This is a genomic window from Paenibacillus riograndensis SBR5 (assembly GCF_000981585.1).
In the GTDB taxonomy this organism is placed as follows: Bacteria; Bacillota; Bacilli; order Paenibacillales; family Paenibacillaceae; genus Paenibacillus_AQ; species Paenibacillus_AQ riograndensis.
In genome coordinates this window covers 7,644,628-7,660,324 of sequence record NZ_LN831776.1, presented here as the reverse complement: position 1 = coordinate 7,660,324, position 15,697 = coordinate 7,644,628, and the positions used below count along the sequence as shown (strand labels likewise).

Here is a 15,697-nt window from a genome sequence, read left to right as displayed (position 1 = left end):
AACCAATGCGCAAGCAAGCACAGAGCAAAATATTCACGTTATCCGTGTGCCTCATCATGATGCTGTCGCTGATCAGCGGCTGCAGCGGCAATAATACTGCTGAACCGGCAGCTTCCGAGCAGCCGTCGGCGTCGCCCGAGGCGACTCAGCAGGCGGGGGATGACAACGGGGTGCCGGCTTCTTTTAAAGCAGGAACCTATAAGGCGGAGGCCGATGGAAAAGACGGAAAAATTCAGGTGGAGGTTACCCTGGATGCCCAATCCACAATCACCGACATCAAGGTGCTCAACCAGAAAGAGACGGCCGGAATCGGCGTTGAAGCGATCAACAAGATCAAGGATGAGATCATCTCAGGCCAGACGCTTGCGATTGATGCGGTCAGCGGGGCTTCCGAATCCAGCGCGGCCATTCTGACTGCTGTTGAGGATGCACTGAAGCAGGCGGGCGGCAACGTAGAAGCATTCAAGTCCCGGAAGGTAGCCAAAGCCGGTGAAGGCAAAACCGAGCAGCTGTCGGCAGATGTTGTCGTTGTAGGCGCAGGGGCATCCGGTGTTTCAGCAGCCGTATCAGCGGCTGACAAAGGGGCCAAGGTTATTATTATTGAGAAAACCGCCACCATTGGCGGAGCAAGCAACCTGTCCTGGGCGGGCAAGTTCTACAATTCCTCGGCTGCGGTCAGCAGCGGGCTTAAAGTGAGTGTGGAAAAGGAAATCTCCGACTGGATTGTGAATAACCACTGGAGAGTCGATGCGGCGGCGATCCGCCAGTATGTAACGAAGTCGGGGGAAACCTATGACTGGCTGAACAAAAAAGGCTACAAAACCACCTTCATCAACTTTGCCGGGGAACAGCTGCATATGCTTCCGGCCTACGAAACCCGCCAGCCCACACTGCGGGCGATGCTGGCAGCTTCGGTGGAAAAGGGCGGCGGACAAGTAATCACCGAAACGACTGCCAAAAAGCTGATGACAGGAGCAAACGGTGAGGTGACCGGTGTAGTTGCCGAGAAAGCAGACGGCACGACGCTTGAAATTACCGGAAAAAGCATTATTATGGCAACCGGCGGCTATGCCGGCAACAAGGAAATGGTCAAAGAGGCCTTCGGTTTTGAAGGTGTCAACGGGGGACTCGGCCAGAATATCGGCGAAGGCCTGAAAATGGCCTGGGATGCCGGAGCCAAGGTTCCTGATAACTTCGGCGGGCAGATGCTGCATCAGACCCTGGCCAGAGCCACGGAGAAGCTGAAGGCTGAATACACGCCGTTCGAAGCCAGCTATCCGCTGATGCTGTCCTACCTGCCTACCCTGATGAATGTCGGTCCTTCAGGAGCGAGATTCAGAGACGAGGCGGCGACGCTCACCTCCGTAGCAGCTGCCAATACCAGTGCTTTTAACGGAGCTTATCATCTGGTCATTATTTCGCAGGCGCAGATCGATGCTCTGAAGGCGAAAGGAATGAACGGTGTAAAAGCACCTTCCCTGCCGGGAATGCCGCCGGAATTCTACGCCACTTTTGCCGATCAGTTCAAGCTGGATACGCCGTGGAAGGATGCGGACAAGGTATTTGAATCCATGGTTGCCAACGGCGATGGCTACAAAGGCAGCACCATTGCAGAGCTGGCCCAGAATGCCGGTCTGGATGCAGAGGTGTTTGCACATGATTTCAACCAATACCAGGAAGCAACGAAGACCGGGGTAGATACCGAGTTCGGCAAAGCAAAGGAATACCTTATTCCTATGGGACAGAGCGGTCCATATTACGCGATCATCGCCGAAGTCAACAATCTGGGTTCGGTCGGGGGATTGCTGGTCAATACCCAGTTCCAGGTGCTGAATGACAAACGTGTGCCGGTCAAGGGGCTGTATGCGGTTGGCCTCGAATCCGAAGGCGTATTGTTCAATGATACCTATGTCGGCAACGGCGTAGGCCTGGGTTATTCCTTCACCTCCGGCCGTCTGGGCGGGGAAGACGCAGCAGCAGGGGCTTTGGCAAAATAAGCTTTAACCTTTTTTATGGAGAGCCCTATAGGAATTGACAGCATTCGACAACATTCTTCTGATAGAAATGGTATGGTGATCCTAAATTTCTCAGGAGGATCTGTGATGAAAAAAGTGTTGGCCAGAATTGCGGTGGCCCTGCTGGTGCTGACCATTGTGGCGATCGTCTTGTGCTTCTATTTTGACCATTTTATGTATGCGTACTCCTTAATTCTGGTGTTGTTCTTCATTTTTGCCGGAATGGGCCAACTGTACAAGCTGAAGAACGATGAGTATATGCACCGTAAATTGAATCAGCGCGATGAGTACGAGGATTATACCCGATAAGAGTATTTTTGCACCATATCCCATTCCAAACGCAATGTTCAAGCCAAATCTCCGGCAATACTCGCTTTTATAGGAGGCTGCCGGGGGTTTTGGCTTTTTTTATTGATGAATGGGAAGGGGCAGGCGGTATAGCGTAATCTCAGTCCGCAAAACCTATGGTCCTGCTCCATGCCGGGCATGCATCTCCGAAGCTTAAGTAATCGTTCTGTCCCGGCCGATATTAAGGATAACTTGCACTTTAGTGAAGAGAGGAGGAATGCTGTGTGTATATTCCTATTACAGGGATCAGCGGAGTTTCTTTGACCCGGCCGCCGCAGCAGCCAGAGAACCATTCGTCCACCCCGGCCTCTGCGCTCAGTTTTAACGAAACCCTGGCGGCGGTCAACGCGGCGACAATGGATCAGGCGGAGCGGCTAAAGCGGAAATATGGAGTTAGAGTGCGGATTCAGGCCGTGTCCAAGGGCGGAAAAGAATTGGAGCATTCCGGGATGAGCGGCGACGAACGGGAAATAATCATTGCGCCCAACATTCTGCAGCAGATGGCTAAGGACCCAGTCATGCGCAATAAAGTGTATGGAACCCTTGATCCATACGTTACTCAAGAACAGACAAGCCAGAATCCATTGCAGCCGCTGAAGGGCGGGAAGGGCTTAAACCACAGCCTGATTGTACATAAGGACGGTTCAGTTGCCCTATGGTCTGCTGCAGCCTCTCCGAGGGAAGCAGAGACAGGCAAGCATTTGGATATGGAGAACCGGAATGAACAAGCAGAGGAAAGCAGGACGGCTGCCGAGAGACGGCATGCCTGGGAGGCGGCCCTCCCGATTTTATCTAAAAATCTGCTTTCGGCTGCAGAAGCCTCTCTGCAAGGACAAGAGCCTGCTGCCAACCCGGTAGACGGAGTAGCTGCCCATGACTGGCTCCACCAGCTTCAACTGGTGCGGGCCAGAAGGTCTAACAAATTGCTGTAAAATGCATGGATGAACAACCGCCTATTCTCCCGCATACCCTATAGGACCAACCTGCAGGGTGAAGAGAGGGCGTGTTCAATAATGGGCATTCAGCTTACTGCGATACATTGGGTTTACCTGACCTTTATTGTGTTCATTATGGTGCTTATGATCCGGCGGCGCGATACGACGATGATCTGTGTGGCCGGGATTTTTGCCTTGGGGTTGCTTGCTGCTGAGTCGCTCAGCGGCTCGGTATCAGGGATTTTTAACTCTTTTGTCTATGCGACCAAGGAACTGCTGGGAACGATCATGATCATATCGATTATTGTGGCCATGAGCCGGATTCTGATGATTACCGGTATTAACGAAACGATGGTTGCCCCGCTTACCCGGTTCATACGCACACCGTGCATGGCGTACTGGGGCATTGGACTGATTATGATGGTCACCTCCTTTTTCTTCTGGCCTTCGCCTGCTGTTGCACTGGTGGGTGCGGTTCTGCTGCCGGTAGCTCTCCGGGTAGGGCTGCCTGCACTTGGGGCAGCGGTGGCGATGAACCTGTTCGGCCATGGAATCGCCTTATCGGGAGATTATATTATTCAAGGGGCTCCGAAGATCACGTCAGATGCTGCGGGTCTTCCGGTGGCCAGCGTGATGGAAGCGAGCATCCCGCTGGTGATTGTAATGGGGCTTGTGACTACAATCGCTGCATTCTGGATGATGCGCCGCGACCGGCAGAACGGCACCTGGAGAGACGGGCTGGTTTCCGTCCAAGGCAGCACAGGCAGGCTGAGGGGACCGGACGCCGCAGGGGGAGAAGAAACGCCTGTTCTGTTGCCTGCCCGTCTCCGCCAAGGGCTCGCCGTTGCCATACCTCTGCTTTTTCTGCTTGATGTGGCGGCGATGTTCGCGCTGAATCTGCAAGGCGGAGACGCGACGGCGCTGATTGGCGGCACCGCCGTGCTCATTCTGATCTCGGTCACACTGCTTGCCCACCGCAATCAGGGGCTGGAAAAGGTCACCTCCTACCTAATTGAGGGTTTTGTCTTCGGCTTCAAGGTCTTTGGACCGGTGATCCCCATCGCTGCTTTCTTCTACCTCGGCGACTCGGCGTTTACCGGGCTCTTCGGCAAGGTGCTGCCGGCCGGCTCGCACGGCATCGTGAACGACCTGGGCGTGGCCCTGGCGGATCACGTGCCGCTTAACGGGGCCGTGGGAGCCGTGACGATGACGGCGATCGGCGCGATCACCGGCCTCGACGGCTCCGGCTTTTCCGGCATCTCCCTGGCCGGCTCGATTGCCCAGCTGTTCGCCGCCGCCATTCACTCCGGCGCGGCGACATTGACCGCCCTGGGACAGGTGGCCGCCATCTGGGTCGGCGGCGGCACCCTGATTCCGTGGGCGCTCATTCCTGCGGCTGCCATCTGCGGCGTTAGCCCGTTTGAGCTGGCCCGGCGCAACCTGAAGCCGGTCCTGCTGGGGCTTGTGGCGACTACGATCGTCGCCATGTTCCTGGTGTAGGCGGCGTAGAGGCCGCCGCCCGGCCTGGCCCGGCCAGAGGGGCTTGCAGCAACGGCCAAATGCCGTTGAATGGGCCGCCCGGCCTGCCCCGGCCGGAGGGGCTCGCAGCAACGGCCGAATGCCGTTGAATGGGCCGCCCGGCCTGGCCCTGCCCTGCCTGATTGACCCGCTCTACCTTCCCCTAGCCCGGCTCTGCATAAGATATGCTCCCTCTATCCATCCTAAAGAGGATTGGACAGTAACCCTGAAGGGAGCGGTTGACAAGATGAAGCATTATGAATCCAGTCTGCGGACCAACAGTACCGTTGATCAGGCCCAGGACGCGGTGACACGGCTGCACAACTCCGTATCTCAGGCGCTTAGCCATCCGAACGATCAGACTATTTCCCAGGCGGAGAACAGTCTGCAACACGCGGAGGAGGCAGTCAGCCATGCTCCGGAGGGCTCGGTCGGCCGCCATGGGGTGGATCTCACCGAAGACAGACTGGCCGAGGAGAAACAGCGGCTGGCCCTCGCAGAAGCGGCGAACGGCGAGAACAAGCAATAGACATCCTTGCCGCTCTTTCGCGGCACCAACAGGTGATGAAAATTCAGAGAAGAGCCTGGAGCTGGGCTCCGCCGATTCGGGGCTTCCTCCAAGCTAAATACTCTGAACGCTCTGGCATTTCCGGCTTTATCCGGAAGTGCTTTTTTATTTTCAGGAAATCACGATTACTTTCCAATTTTCGATAAAATACTGTATAAAAATGGGGATGAGTGTCTTTTAGTTCAAATCGCTAAAGGACGAATGGACCGAAACAACGGCAGAAATGCTGTTGTTGAAGAGCCGAGGGTTGGTTAGCACGGAAACAACGGCAGAAATGCTGTTGTTGAGGAGCCGAGGGCTGGTTAGCGGGGAAACAACGGCAGAAATGCTGTTGTTGAAGAGCTAGAGGGTGGTTAGTACCGAAACAACGGCAGAAATGCTGTTGTTAAAGAAACTGGAGGGTGGTTTTGTTCCCGGAGGACAGTTGCAGGAGGAACACGGAACCTGGAAAGGCGAAGGCAGCAAGCTCCAGAGAAGGGAAGTGGAATAAGTACACTTAAAATGGACGATAAATCCTCTTGAAGCAGGGATAGTGGGAAAAAGTAAACTTATTTTAAGTGAATTCAGCTGTTAGAGTGGGAAACGGCCGGATTAGTTATCCTTTTTCCCACTAGGGCTTGCCGGGAGGCGCGATGCAGGGGAAATAAGTTCACTTTTTCCACTTAAGTTTGTTGCCGTTGTCTAAGCAAGAAGGTCAAGAGACTTCTTCAATCATTCAAGCTCCCCCAAACGGGTTATAAAATTAACAGAACCGATGGCCTGCATAAACGTACTATTTAAACAAACAAGTATCTTTAAGGGGGCTTAGATATGACGGAAACTGCTGGGGCCTATCCCCATCTGGAGACTGCAGAGGAGCTGAATGCTGCGCTTGCTGAAACAACGAAGTGGGAAAAAGAACAGAACAAGCTGATGATCTGGGACCATCTCACCCGTCTGCCATTCAAGGTGCTCGATAAGCTTACACCCAAATTTATTCATGAGAAGCTGGGCAAGCTGCTGGACGAGCTGGGGAGCTATATCCAGAATGGAGGCAACTACCTGGTGGCCGGACGCAAGGTTGGGTCGCTCATGCAGGCCGCAAGCCGCGCGGCTGGAGGAAGCGGAGAGGGCCCTTTTCCCCTGGCCGTTATGGATAAGGCTGCAGAGCAGCTGACACAGAGCAGCAGGAATGTTGCCACCGCGCAGGGAGCGACAACGGGGTTCGGCGGAGTGTTCACGCTGGCGGCGGACATCCCCGCGGTACTGGGCTTGTCTCTGAAGGTCATTCAGGAGATTGGCCTTTGCTATGGCTATAATCCTGCGGATAAGGCGGAGCGGATCTTTACCGTCAAGGTGATGCAGTTTGCTTCTTCGGATATTGTCGGCAAGCGGACTATTCTGAAGGAGCTCAACCTGCAGGCCGGAGGGAACGGGGATATTGCGCCGGGAACGAATGAGGCTGTCTCCAAGATCCAGGGCTGGAAGGAAGTCATTACGGTGTACCGCGACAATTGGGGCTGGAAAAAGATGCTGCAGGCCATCCCGGTAGCAGGGATGTTCTTCGGTGCCTATACCAACCGCAAGGCGCTGGAGGATGTCGCTGAGGCTGCCCGGATGCTCTACCGCAAAAGACGAATTATCGCCAGATTGGCGGAAATGGAATAAGACAGGCAGAACTATAAGGATGATTGATGGCAAAAAAGGCAATAATCCAGCTAGAGGCTGTGTTTATTGCCTTTTTGTGCAGGAACCCTAAGCATCCATAGTTCCGAATGCCAGCCCCTTGCCTCCCAACGGAACAAGCGGAATGGGCTCGACACCTGCAATCAGCGGCATGGCCCGCTGGATGGTGGCCCGGGTCGCCTCGTCTTTTAGTGAAGCCGAGTGTGCTTCTGCATTGCTCCATACCTCAGTGACCCAGAGGACATCCGGCTCACTCTCCGAAAGATTGACGATGTACAGCTCGCATTCTTTCACCGTCTCAGCTGCAGCCGCAGCTTCGAGCAGAATCGCCGCCAGCGCCTCGCGGTCTCCCGGTTTAGACGTGAACTTGGCATACATTCCGAATTTGCGCAAATTAGACCCCTCCTCAGATTTTTTTAGTTAGGCTGGTTATAACAGCATTTGCGGCTCACCGCAATGTTTTCATGCTGTAATATGCTATTATAGACACAAAATAAGATGAAATGAGATGATCTTTTGATCGGACGCAGCGGGAATCCCACGTTAAATGAAAAAACGTTTGAACGCGAAGAACGGTACTCCGGACAGGAGCGTATGAGCATTAACGGAACGGTCAACAAAACCTTTATTACCCTGACCATTCTGCTGGCAGGTGCCTTCAGCGCCTGGTCGATGTATTTTAACGGACAGGATGTATCTGCTTACGCGATCGGCGGGGCGCTGGCCGGATTCGTGTTAGCATTGATTATCAGCTTCAAGCCGACGGCTGCCCCTTATCTGGTACCGGTCTATGCGCTGGCGGAAGGGCTGTTTCTCGGGGCAATCTCAGCGTCATACGAAGGTTTGTATTATGGCATCACTTTGCAGGCTGCGTTATTGACCCTGAGCATCTTTGTCGCTTTATTGCTTGCCTACAAGACAAGAATAATTAGAGCGACGGAAAAATTCAAGCTCGGCGTATTTGCCGCCACAGCCGGAATCGCCATTGTATATCTACTGAGCTTTGTGTTGGGATTGTTCGGTGTAACCGTGCCCTATTTGCATAGTAACAGTCTGATCGGAATCGGCATTTCGGTCATTATTGTCATCGTTGCCGCGCTTAATCTGGTGCTTGATTTTGATTTTATTGAGCACGGGGCGCAGCAGGGAGCTCCGAAGTACATGGAATGGTACGGGGCCTTTGGTCTCATGGTCACGCTGGTGTGGCTCTATGTGGAGATCCTCAGACTGCTGTCCAAGCTGCGGAGCCGAAATTAAAGATCATAAGCCGGAGAGCGGCAATCTGGCCGGATTTCCCAAAAACAGCTACGGCGTCCTCAAGCAAGGACGGCGCGGCTGTTTCCCGCGGAAACGATACCGTCCTTTTAAAGGACGGCGCAGCCGTTTCTGCTTGAAATATTACGCCAGAATTTATATGTTTTGGGGAAAATGCCTTCCCCTTATTTAACTGTAATCCAGTGTGAAAAAATGTGGATATCTTGGAAGCCTCACAGGGTGTAAGCGATGCAGGAGGATAGGGCTCCATCCGCGGACTGAACGGACAGAGGAGCCCTTATTTTGCCAAAAATCTTACTTTATCTACAGTTACGGACTCAGGAGCCGTTATAACGTTCGATGGAGCCTGAAATAAAGGGGAAAGGGAGAAATAAAGGCATCTCAGTCCGTCCTGCGGAATAGCCGAATCTTCTATCCATAACGGCTCTCCTGTCCGTAACGGCTGCGGATCAAACAGCCGTTTCTGCTTATAATTTTTAAGCAAGCCTTGTATTTCGGAAACAGTCCGTGTATACTTCAAAGTGTGGTAGTGATTGACCAATAACCAGACGTTTTTATAAGACCGAACACCGGATTACAACAGGAGGCCGACATGACAAAGCGATCGGGAGACGTACGGACGAAGGAAGAAGCTGCCTCAGTGAACCGCCGGGAACAGATTTTGGAGGCCGCAGTAGTTGTATTTGCCGAGCACGGCTATTTCAAGGCGACAACCGCACAGGTGGCAGAGAAGGTAGGGATCTCCCAGCCGTACATTTTCAAGCTGTTCAAGAACAAGGAGGAATTGTTTGTGGCGGCGCTGGACCGGGCGTTTGAACGGACGATCCGCACATTCTCAGCTGTTGAGGCATCCGGAGATACACTTCTGGAGGAATCGATCCGGGTGTATGAGCAAATGATGGAGACTCATCCAAGTGAAATTATTCTGCAGGTGCAGGCCTTGGGTATTCGCGATGAAGCGATCCGCAGGTCCATGCAGACCGGAATGAACAAGGTGACACAGTTGATGGAAAATAAATTTACCGCTGCCGGGGTCGCTCACCCCGAGGTGGAGGTCAGTACATTCATGGCCAACGGCATGCTCTGCCATATTGCAATGGCGCTGGAGATGCCGGAGCTGAAGCCGAAGCATCTGAAGTGAGCCGGATCGTTAAATAACCAGCCGCTCACTCTAAGGGTCCCCCTTAGCTGCTTCATAACCTTCAGGTAGTGATTGATCAATCACAGCGAATAACAAGCACATGAATAGCAAGCGCATGAATGGCAAGCACATGAATAGCAAGCGTATAAATAGCAGCGCCTGAATAACAAGCGTATATGAAATGTTCATGTAGGCACAGCGGAGGTTTATTATTTTTTTGAATTTTAGTTATTGATTAATCACTAATAAATCAAACCCAAGGAGGAATACTAATGATGCACAATCATGTAAAGAAGGCTGTCGTATTAGGAGCAACCGGAGGAACCGGCACGGTTATTATTGCCGAACTGTTGAAAAGAGGCATCAGCACGGTGGCATTCGGAAGAGCTTTGCCTAAGCTGGAGCAGCTTGCTGCGAAACTGGGCAATCCGGCTGGACTTAGCCTGAAGACAGGGGATGTATTCAAGCCGGAGGATGTTTACCAAGCTGCGCAAGGGGCAGATGTTATTTTCCACTGTGCGTCGGTGCCGTACCACGAAATGAGCAGCAAGCTGCTGCCAATGGGCGAGGCTGTGATGGAGGCGGCGAACAGACTCGGTACCCGTGTGATTGCGATAGACGGAATTTATCCCTATGGACGAAGAAAGGATGAACAGCCAATCAGCGAGGACTTCCCCAAGAATCCGCATACGAAAAAAGGCAAAGTCAAGCTGGAGTTCGAGCGGATGTTCTTCAGCCCGCGTTGGAGCCGGACGGAGCGGATGATTGTCCGGTTGCCCGATTATTATGGCGCTGCCGCCAACGAAGCCTCTTACCTGGGTTCAACCCTTGAGGCGATTGCTGCAGGCAAACCGGGAATGTTCATCGGGAATATGACGGTGCCCCGTGAATATGTCTATCTGCCCGATGCGGCGGTGATGATCGTCGAGCTTGCCCTCCGGGAAGAGGCCTACGGGCAGAACTGGAACATTCCCGGAGCAGGCACGATCTCGGGCAAGGAGATCGTCCGCCTTGCCCGGGCAGCAAGCGGGAGATCCAAGCCGGTCATCCCGGTGGGAGCCTTCGGTTTATCGCTGCTGGGCCTGTTTGTACCGGTCATGAAAGAGATTGTGGAAATGCTCTATCTAACGAAGGAACCGCTGCGCTTAAGCGGCCGGAAGTATGAGCGTTTGGCCGGCCCCATCCCGGCGACTTCATTTGAGGATGGCATCAGGGAGACGATCCGTGCTATCCAGAGCCGGCAGGCCAAGGCTTTGTGAGCTCATTCCCAGAGCTCTCTGGCGCGGCCCCGCATGTCTGCTATCAGATACACTTATGACGAGTTCTACAGCAAGGCGTGCGAAATTGACGTTCAGGCCTAGAGAGGCTTAGAGCTGGGACTGCTGGGTTTCCGCAGCTTTATACCCGGGATGGGTTTGGGAGCCTCTATCCAGATTGTGGACCCACTCTTCGCATATGCCATGTCCGGTTACCCTGCTGATTGCATAGAGCACAGATCCGGTGACAGGAGTGAAGCGGGGCTCCACGATCGTGTATGTTTGGCTGCTGCCCTGCATTAAGAGAGCCGAGAGTTTTTCTTTGAAATAGCTGCTGTTAATGACGCTTCCAATGAATGAGACAAGAACAGTCTCCCCCGCCACAAAAGGCGCCAACAATTCGATGCCCACTTTAAGCTGATAGATTGCCCGGTCTGACACCCGTCCCGCCAGGGAACTTCCTTTGGAGGCTGCTTCGGTGATAAAAGGTGCGAACTGTTCGAATTTGCGGTCCCGGTTCCGGCGGTCTTCAATAAATCCTGTCCGGGCGAGCTGCCACAGCTCCTGAATTGTGCCTGCTCCCCAGTGACAGAGCATATCCTTGATCATTTCCCGATCTGTCTCATCCGTATGCCCCGCCAACATTTCATATGCGGCATCATAGGCCAGAAAGCGGGCTCCGCTGCCCGTATAATGGTGGAAATCATAGTTCCTGAGGTATTGCCCGTCTTCCTTCATGGCCATAATGATGGAGCCCGTGCCGGAAAGAGCAACAATGCCGGGCTTTGTCAGAAGAGCGCCGTAATGCGCAGCGACCGCATCATTGTAATGCCATTTGGGGCAGTCCAGTCCCTCCACAGCCGTTAGCGCTTGTACCCATTCCAGATCTTCCTGTGAATCGTAGCCGGCAATGCCGGCAGCAAGTCCTCTAACATCGCCCAGTGTTCTGCCCGCTACTTGCAAAGCTTCCTGTATCGCCTGTTTCACGTTGTGTGTGGCCTGCAAATCTTTTTGTACCCAAGCTGCGCCGCTCTCGACATAAGAGAGAACACACCCATCCAGGCTGCTGACCATTACACGAGTATGGGTACCGCCGCCATCTACTCCGATAACCACTTCCTGGTTCTCAAGCATAGAAGCCCTCCTTGGCTATATTCACGTCTATTATAGGGGGAAAGCGTCGGAGGATGAAAGAGCCTGACCTGAAACGATCAATGAAATGAGCGGGTTAGTCCACAATAGACTGGATGTTTGTAAAAAGCGGCAGAATCATAGAAGTAGCACTGCTGATCCATGGATGCAGAAGCTCCCCGTTGCTTAATCCGATGTATCTGTATAGTCAGGGTTCTGGAACTATGATACTATTTATGTCTATATACAAGAGGGAAGTGAGCTACAATGATCAGCATTACGATTCCAGCACCGGATGTTACCATTATGAAGCAGGAGAATCCTGTACTTAGCCATATCTACGGATTCACGGATTTTCACCTGATCACCCGCGAAAAAGGCGGCATCTTCATGTTCTACAATGACAAGGATGAACTGCTGTTTGTGGGCAAGGCCAGAAAGCTGAGACCGCGGATCAAAAAGCATTTTGAAGATAATGTTTCGGTGATGAAGCCGCACCGTGACGAGGTGGCCAAGATTGAGGTTTGCATCATTGATGATGCCGTCGACAGGGAAATCTATGAAACCTACATTGTGAACAAGCTTAGAGCCAAATACAATGTGGAGAAAGTCTTGTACAAATAAGCCTAACATATTGCTGGAGCGCGGTCCCGGGGGGATGGCGCTTTTTTTGCGCCTGAAAATATTGACATTAAATATTAAATGATATATAAGTTTAATATGATATTAAGTTTCATATTTTGGATGGAGGTCTTTGTATGTCAAGCAAGGTTGCAGGTTTCCGGGAAATCACGCCGCAGCTCCGGGAACAGGCAGGGGGAAAAGGGGCTATGCTGAGCCTGTTGTATCAACAAGGCTATCCCGTACCTGAAGGTTTTGTCGTGTTTCCTGAAGCGCTGCAGGGCGGGGTTATTGAGGAAGCAGTCCGGGAGGAGATTTTGGCACAACTATCGGCTATCCGCAGCAAGCACCCCGGCGCGGCCTTCGCCGTGCGGTCCTCGGGGCTCGGTGAGGATGCGGCGGGAGCTTCTTTTGCCGGGGAGTTTGAGTCTGTACTTGGCGTAGAAACGGATGATCAGTTGTGGGCTGCTCTGGATACCGTCTATCAGTCCCAATTTGCGGAAAGAGTTCAGGTCTACAACAGCAGTATTCAAGGGGATCATGAGGTCCGTTCCATGGCCGTTGTCATTCAGCGGATGATCCTATCCGAGCTGTCTGGAGTGTTGTTTACAGCAGATCCCATTACGGGCAGCCGGCTGGAGATGCAGGGGAACTATGTGCACGGTTTAGGAGAACAGCTGGTGTCCGGTGAGGCTAATGCAAATGTGTTCACCGTGTCGCGGCCTAAAGGCCGATATAAAGGCCCTCTGGAATGTAAAAAGATCGCAAGCCGGCTGTACCGTTACGCCCGCAGGATTGAACGTCAGACGGGCTGCCCCCAGGACATTGAATGGGCGGCTGTCCAAGGAAAGGTGTACTTGCTGCAGGCGCGTCCGATTACCACCCTGAGCGCAGGCAACCTCGACCATTTTGAATGCAACGATTCCATGACTGGAGATTTTCTCTGGACCAACACCAATGTAGGCGAATCGATTGCGGACGTGTTCACCCCGCTGAGCTGGTCGTTTCTCCGCGCCCTTGATGAAGAGCATAATGTCATTCCGGGCCACTACTTGTTATCCGGCAATATATGTGGACGGGTGTATTCCAACATCAGCTTGCCTGTTTCCGTCTTTTCCGCTTTTGGCTTGAAGGTGCAGCCGATCCTGCGTCAAATGAGTGACTTGTTCGGCCCAATCCCGGAGGGAGCCTCCCTGCCAAAGTACCCTTTTAATAAGCTGGAATTAATCAGGACCCTGCTGCCGCGAATCGTGTACAGTACCCGGCGCACCCGGGAAGCTGTGCGAAATTTGCCCCGGTTTGTAAAGGAAACACCGGAATGGTGCAAGCAGATCCGCACGCGGCTGGAAGAAACCGGGAGCAGGGAGGAGCTGCTTACCCTGTGGGAGCGTGAGTTGTGGCCAAGGAATGTAGCGGCATTATGGGCTGCGTTGGAAGGGGCCAGTGCCCCCATGCAGAAATTCGTGAAATTCAAGAAGAAGCTCATTAAGCAACTGGGTAGCGAGGATGCGGAAATTCTGCTGTCGAGCATTAGTGGAGGTACAGAACTGGAGAGTTTGGGTCCGGTGCTGGGCATTTCCAGAATTCTTAAGAATGAGATGAGCCATGAAGAATACCTGCAGAAATACGGGCACCGCGGACCCCATGAATTCGAACTCTCCATTGCGGAGCCTGCCGAAGATGAGTTCTGGCTGACCCGGCAGCTTGAACAATCTGGGGATTTGCCCATACAAGTGGAGGAGCTTGTCAACCATCAGCAGCAGCTCTATGATGCTGCCTGGAAGCGGGCGGAAGGGAAGATATCCATGAAGCGGGAACAGCTCCGCCGCCGGATACAGTCTGTTGCGGAAGGGCCGAAGGTGCGCGAGGCCGTCCGTTCGGAATGGACCAGGGTATTCCGGTTGAACCGGGCATTTGCGCTTAAGGCGGGTCAGCTTGCAGGCATTGGGGAAGAGGTGTTTTTTCTGTACCTTGACGAAATTCTGAAATGGCTGGCTGATGGCGATCTGCCGATGCTGCAGCATGTAGCCGCGCGAAAAGAAACCTATGCGAAATATCAGGCTCTACCGCCCCTGCCATCCGTGATCCGGGGAAGATTCGATCCGTTCCTCTGGTCGAAGGACCCTGACCGCAGAGTGGATGCTTATGATTCCGAGGCTCCCGTTCAGGCGTTTCGCAGTATGGATGCGGATGTCCTTAGAGGATTTCCCGGTGCGGCCGGGCGGGTTGAGGGCATAGTACGAGTGCTTGCCACACCGGCTGAGGGAAAGCAGCTGCTGCCGGGAGAAATTCTGGTGGCGGCGAAGACGAATGTGGGCTGGACGCTTTGTTTTCCTAAGGCGGCAGCAATCATAACCGATATTGGCGCACCTCTGTCCCATGCAGCTATAGTGGCCAGGGAGCTTGGTATCCCGGCAGTTGTAGGATGCGGGGATGCCTCTGTACGGTTAAAGACGGGCGACAGGGTCATTGTTGATGGTGCGGGAGGCAGCATACAGATTATTTCAGGTTCGGGCGGAGATCGTGCTAAACTGGAGGAGGACAAGAATCCGGGAATAATGATCGGGGAGTGAGCGGTTTGTCTGTGAAACCTACGCAAGCAGGATTGCGTGAACGCAAAAAGGCAAAAACGATGGCAAGCATTCAGCTGCATGCGCTGCAGCTTTTTCGGCAGTATGGCTATAAAGCAACAACGGTAGAGCAAATCGCAGAAGCGGCGGAAATTTCCTACAGCACTTTTTTTCGTTATTTTTCCACCAAGGAGGATGTGCTGCTCATCGATAATTATGATCCGCTGCTGGTTGCCTCCTTTGAGAGCCAGCCGGCTCACCTGACCCCGCTGATGGCGCTGCGCAATGCGATGCTGTCGGGGGCAAAGGAGATGACGCCACAGGAATTGTCGACAATGCGTGAACGCAACGAGCTGGTGATGTCAGTACCGGAGCTGCGGGCAGCGATGATTAATAATATGGTTAACATGATGGACCTGATCATCGAATTGACTTGCAGGCGTACGGGCAGAGAGCGGGAGGATTTGGCAGTGCGTGCTTTTGCGGGGGCGGTCATCGGTGTCAACATATCGGTGATGCAGTATTATGCAGAGCATCCCGAGGCGGATTTTCTGGCCCTGCTGGAAGAAGCACTGAACAAGCTGGAGGCCGGATTGCCGCTATAAACAGGAGCATTTTGTTAGGCGAAGAAGACATCCAGGAGGGTGTCTTTTT

The 15,697-nt window shown here is 53.2% G+C and carries 14 protein-coding genes; 12 read left to right on the top strand and 2 right to left on the bottom strand.

The genetic code is table 11. The features are described 5' to 3' along the window. Nucleotides 1-5 precede the first annotated feature (5 nt). The 6 genes from PRIO_RS32345 to PRIO_RS32320 all read left to right on the top strand — a co-directional run bounded on the left by PRIO_RS32345 (nucleotide 6) and on the right by PRIO_RS32320 (nucleotide 7,031). Nucleotides 6-1,997, top strand: coding sequence for an FAD-binding protein (locus PRIO_RS32345; RefSeq protein ID WP_020425984.1), 1,992 nt, complete (start codon nucleotides 6-8; stop codon nucleotides 1,995-1,997). Between the two features lie 105 nt (nucleotides 1,998-2,102). Then, nucleotides 2,103-2,324 (top strand): hypothetical protein, encoded by a 222-nt coding sequence (locus PRIO_RS32340; protein WP_020425985.1) that lies wholly within the window; start codon nucleotides 2,103-2,105, stop codon nucleotides 2,322-2,324. Between the two features lie 263 nt (nucleotides 2,325-2,587). Next, nucleotides 2,588-3,295 (top strand): DUF6033 family protein, encoded by a 708-nt coding sequence (locus tag PRIO_RS32335; RefSeq protein ID WP_020425986.1) that lies wholly within the window; start codon nucleotides 2,588-2,590, stop codon nucleotides 3,293-3,295. A gap of 81 nt (nucleotides 3,296-3,376) precedes the next feature. Beyond that, complete coding sequence (locus tag PRIO_RS32330) at nucleotides 3,377-4,798, top strand: hypothetical protein (RefSeq protein ID WP_020425987.1); 1,422 nt, start codon at nucleotides 3,377-3,379, stop codon at nucleotides 4,796-4,798. 43 nt (nucleotides 4,799-4,841) lie between these two features. Further along, on the top strand, nucleotides 4,842-5,345 hold the full coding sequence (locus tag PRIO_RS37140; RefSeq protein WP_231869786.1) for a hypothetical protein: 504 nt from the start codon (nucleotides 4,842-4,844) through the stop codon (nucleotides 5,343-5,345). Nucleotides 5,346-6,194: 849 nt separating this feature from the next. Then, nucleotides 6,195-7,031 carry an EcsC family protein gene (locus tag PRIO_RS32320; RefSeq protein ID WP_020426168.1) on the top strand — a complete coding sequence of 279 codons (837 nt, stop codon included), beginning with the start codon at nucleotides 6,195-6,197 and terminating at the stop codon, nucleotides 7,029-7,031. Between the two features lie 87 nt (nucleotides 7,032-7,118). Here PRIO_RS32320 and PRIO_RS32315 read toward each other — a convergent pair whose 3' ends face one another. Beyond that, nucleotides 7,119-7,442 (bottom strand): putative quinol monooxygenase, encoded by a 324-nt coding sequence (locus tag PRIO_RS32315; protein ID WP_020426167.1) that lies wholly within the window; start codon nucleotides 7,440-7,442, stop codon nucleotides 7,119-7,121. Between the two features lie 123 nt (nucleotides 7,443-7,565). On the opposite strand from PRIO_RS32315, the gene PRIO_RS32310 reads away from it, so the two are divergent. From PRIO_RS32310 to PRIO_RS32300, 3 genes are all read left to right on the top strand, one after another. Further along, complete coding sequence (locus tag PRIO_RS32310; RefSeq protein ID WP_020426166.1) at nucleotides 7,566-8,306, top strand: Bax inhibitor-1/YccA family protein; 741 nt, start codon at nucleotides 7,566-7,568, stop codon at nucleotides 8,304-8,306. Nucleotides 8,307-8,916: 610 nt separating this feature from the next. Further along, complete coding sequence (locus PRIO_RS32305; RefSeq protein WP_020425980.1) at nucleotides 8,917-9,465, top strand: TetR/AcrR family transcriptional regulator; 549 nt, start codon at nucleotides 8,917-8,919, stop codon at nucleotides 9,463-9,465. Nucleotides 9,466-9,740: 275 nt separating this feature from the next. Then, on the top strand, nucleotides 9,741-10,724 hold the full coding sequence (locus tag PRIO_RS32300) for an NAD-dependent epimerase/dehydratase family protein (RefSeq protein ID WP_085981497.1): 984 nt from the start codon (nucleotides 9,741-9,743) through the stop codon (nucleotides 10,722-10,724). Between the two features lie 108 nt (nucleotides 10,725-10,832). Here the strand turns inward: PRIO_RS32300 and PRIO_RS32295 are convergent, their stop codons facing one another. Continuing rightward, on the bottom strand, nucleotides 10,833-11,855 hold the full coding sequence (locus PRIO_RS32295; protein ID WP_020425978.1) for an N-acetylglucosamine kinase: 1,023 nt from the start codon (nucleotides 11,853-11,855) through the stop codon (nucleotides 10,833-10,835). Nucleotides 11,856-12,119: 264 nt separating this feature from the next. Between PRIO_RS32295 and PRIO_RS32290 the strand changes: the two genes are divergently transcribed. The 3 genes from PRIO_RS32290 (at nucleotide 12,120) to PRIO_RS32280 (ending at nucleotide 15,648) form a co-directional block, all read left to right on the top strand. Next, nucleotides 12,120-12,476, top strand: coding sequence for a nucleotide excision repair endonuclease (locus PRIO_RS32290; protein ID WP_020425977.1), 357 nt, complete (start codon nucleotides 12,120-12,122; stop codon nucleotides 12,474-12,476). Nucleotides 12,477-12,610: 134 nt separating this feature from the next. Then, on the top strand, nucleotides 12,611-15,046 hold the full coding sequence (locus PRIO_RS32285) for a PEP/pyruvate-binding domain-containing protein (RefSeq protein WP_020425976.1): 2,436 nt from the start codon (nucleotides 12,611-12,613) through the stop codon (nucleotides 15,044-15,046). Between the two features lie 11 nt (nucleotides 15,047-15,057). Continuing rightward, complete coding sequence (locus tag PRIO_RS32280; protein WP_331709827.1) at nucleotides 15,058-15,648, top strand: acyl-CoA-like ligand-binding transcription factor; 591 nt, start codon at nucleotides 15,058-15,060, stop codon at nucleotides 15,646-15,648. The last annotated feature ends 49 nt before the right edge of the window (nucleotides 15,649-15,697 follow it).

Bases quoted from the DNA above. Each gene is read 5' to 3' on its own strand.
- PRIO_RS32285 (WP_020425976.1), top strand. From the start codon at position 12,611: ATGTCAAGCAAGGTTGCAGGTTTCCGGGAAATCACGCCGCAGCTCCGG.
- PRIO_RS32305 (WP_020425980.1), top strand. From the start codon at position 8,917: ATGACAAAGCGATCGGGAGACGTACGGACGAAGGAAGAAGCTGCCTCA.
- PRIO_RS32320 (WP_020426168.1), top strand. From the start codon at position 6,195: ATGACGGAAACTGCTGGGGCCTATCCCCATCTGGAGACTGCAGAGGAG.
- PRIO_RS32340 (WP_020425985.1), top strand. From the start codon at position 2,103: ATGAAAAAAGTGTTGGCCAGAATTGCGGTGGCCCTGCTGGTGCTGACC.
- PRIO_RS32295 (WP_020425978.1), bottom strand. From the start codon at position 11,855: ATGCTTGAGAACCAGGAAGTGGTTATCGGAGTAGATGGCGGCGGTACC.
- PRIO_RS32290 (WP_020425977.1), top strand. From the start codon at position 12,120: ATGATCAGCATTACGATTCCAGCACCGGATGTTACCATTATGAAGCAG.
- PRIO_RS32345 (WP_020425984.1), top strand. From the start codon at position 6: ATGCGCAAGCAAGCACAGAGCAAAATATTCACGTTATCCGTGTGCCTC.
- PRIO_RS32300 (WP_085981497.1), top strand. From the start codon at position 9,741: ATGCACAATCATGTAAAGAAGGCTGTCGTATTAGGAGCAACCGGAGGA.
- PRIO_RS32330 (WP_020425987.1), top strand. From the start codon at position 3,377: ATGGGCATTCAGCTTACTGCGATACATTGGGTTTACCTGACCTTTATT.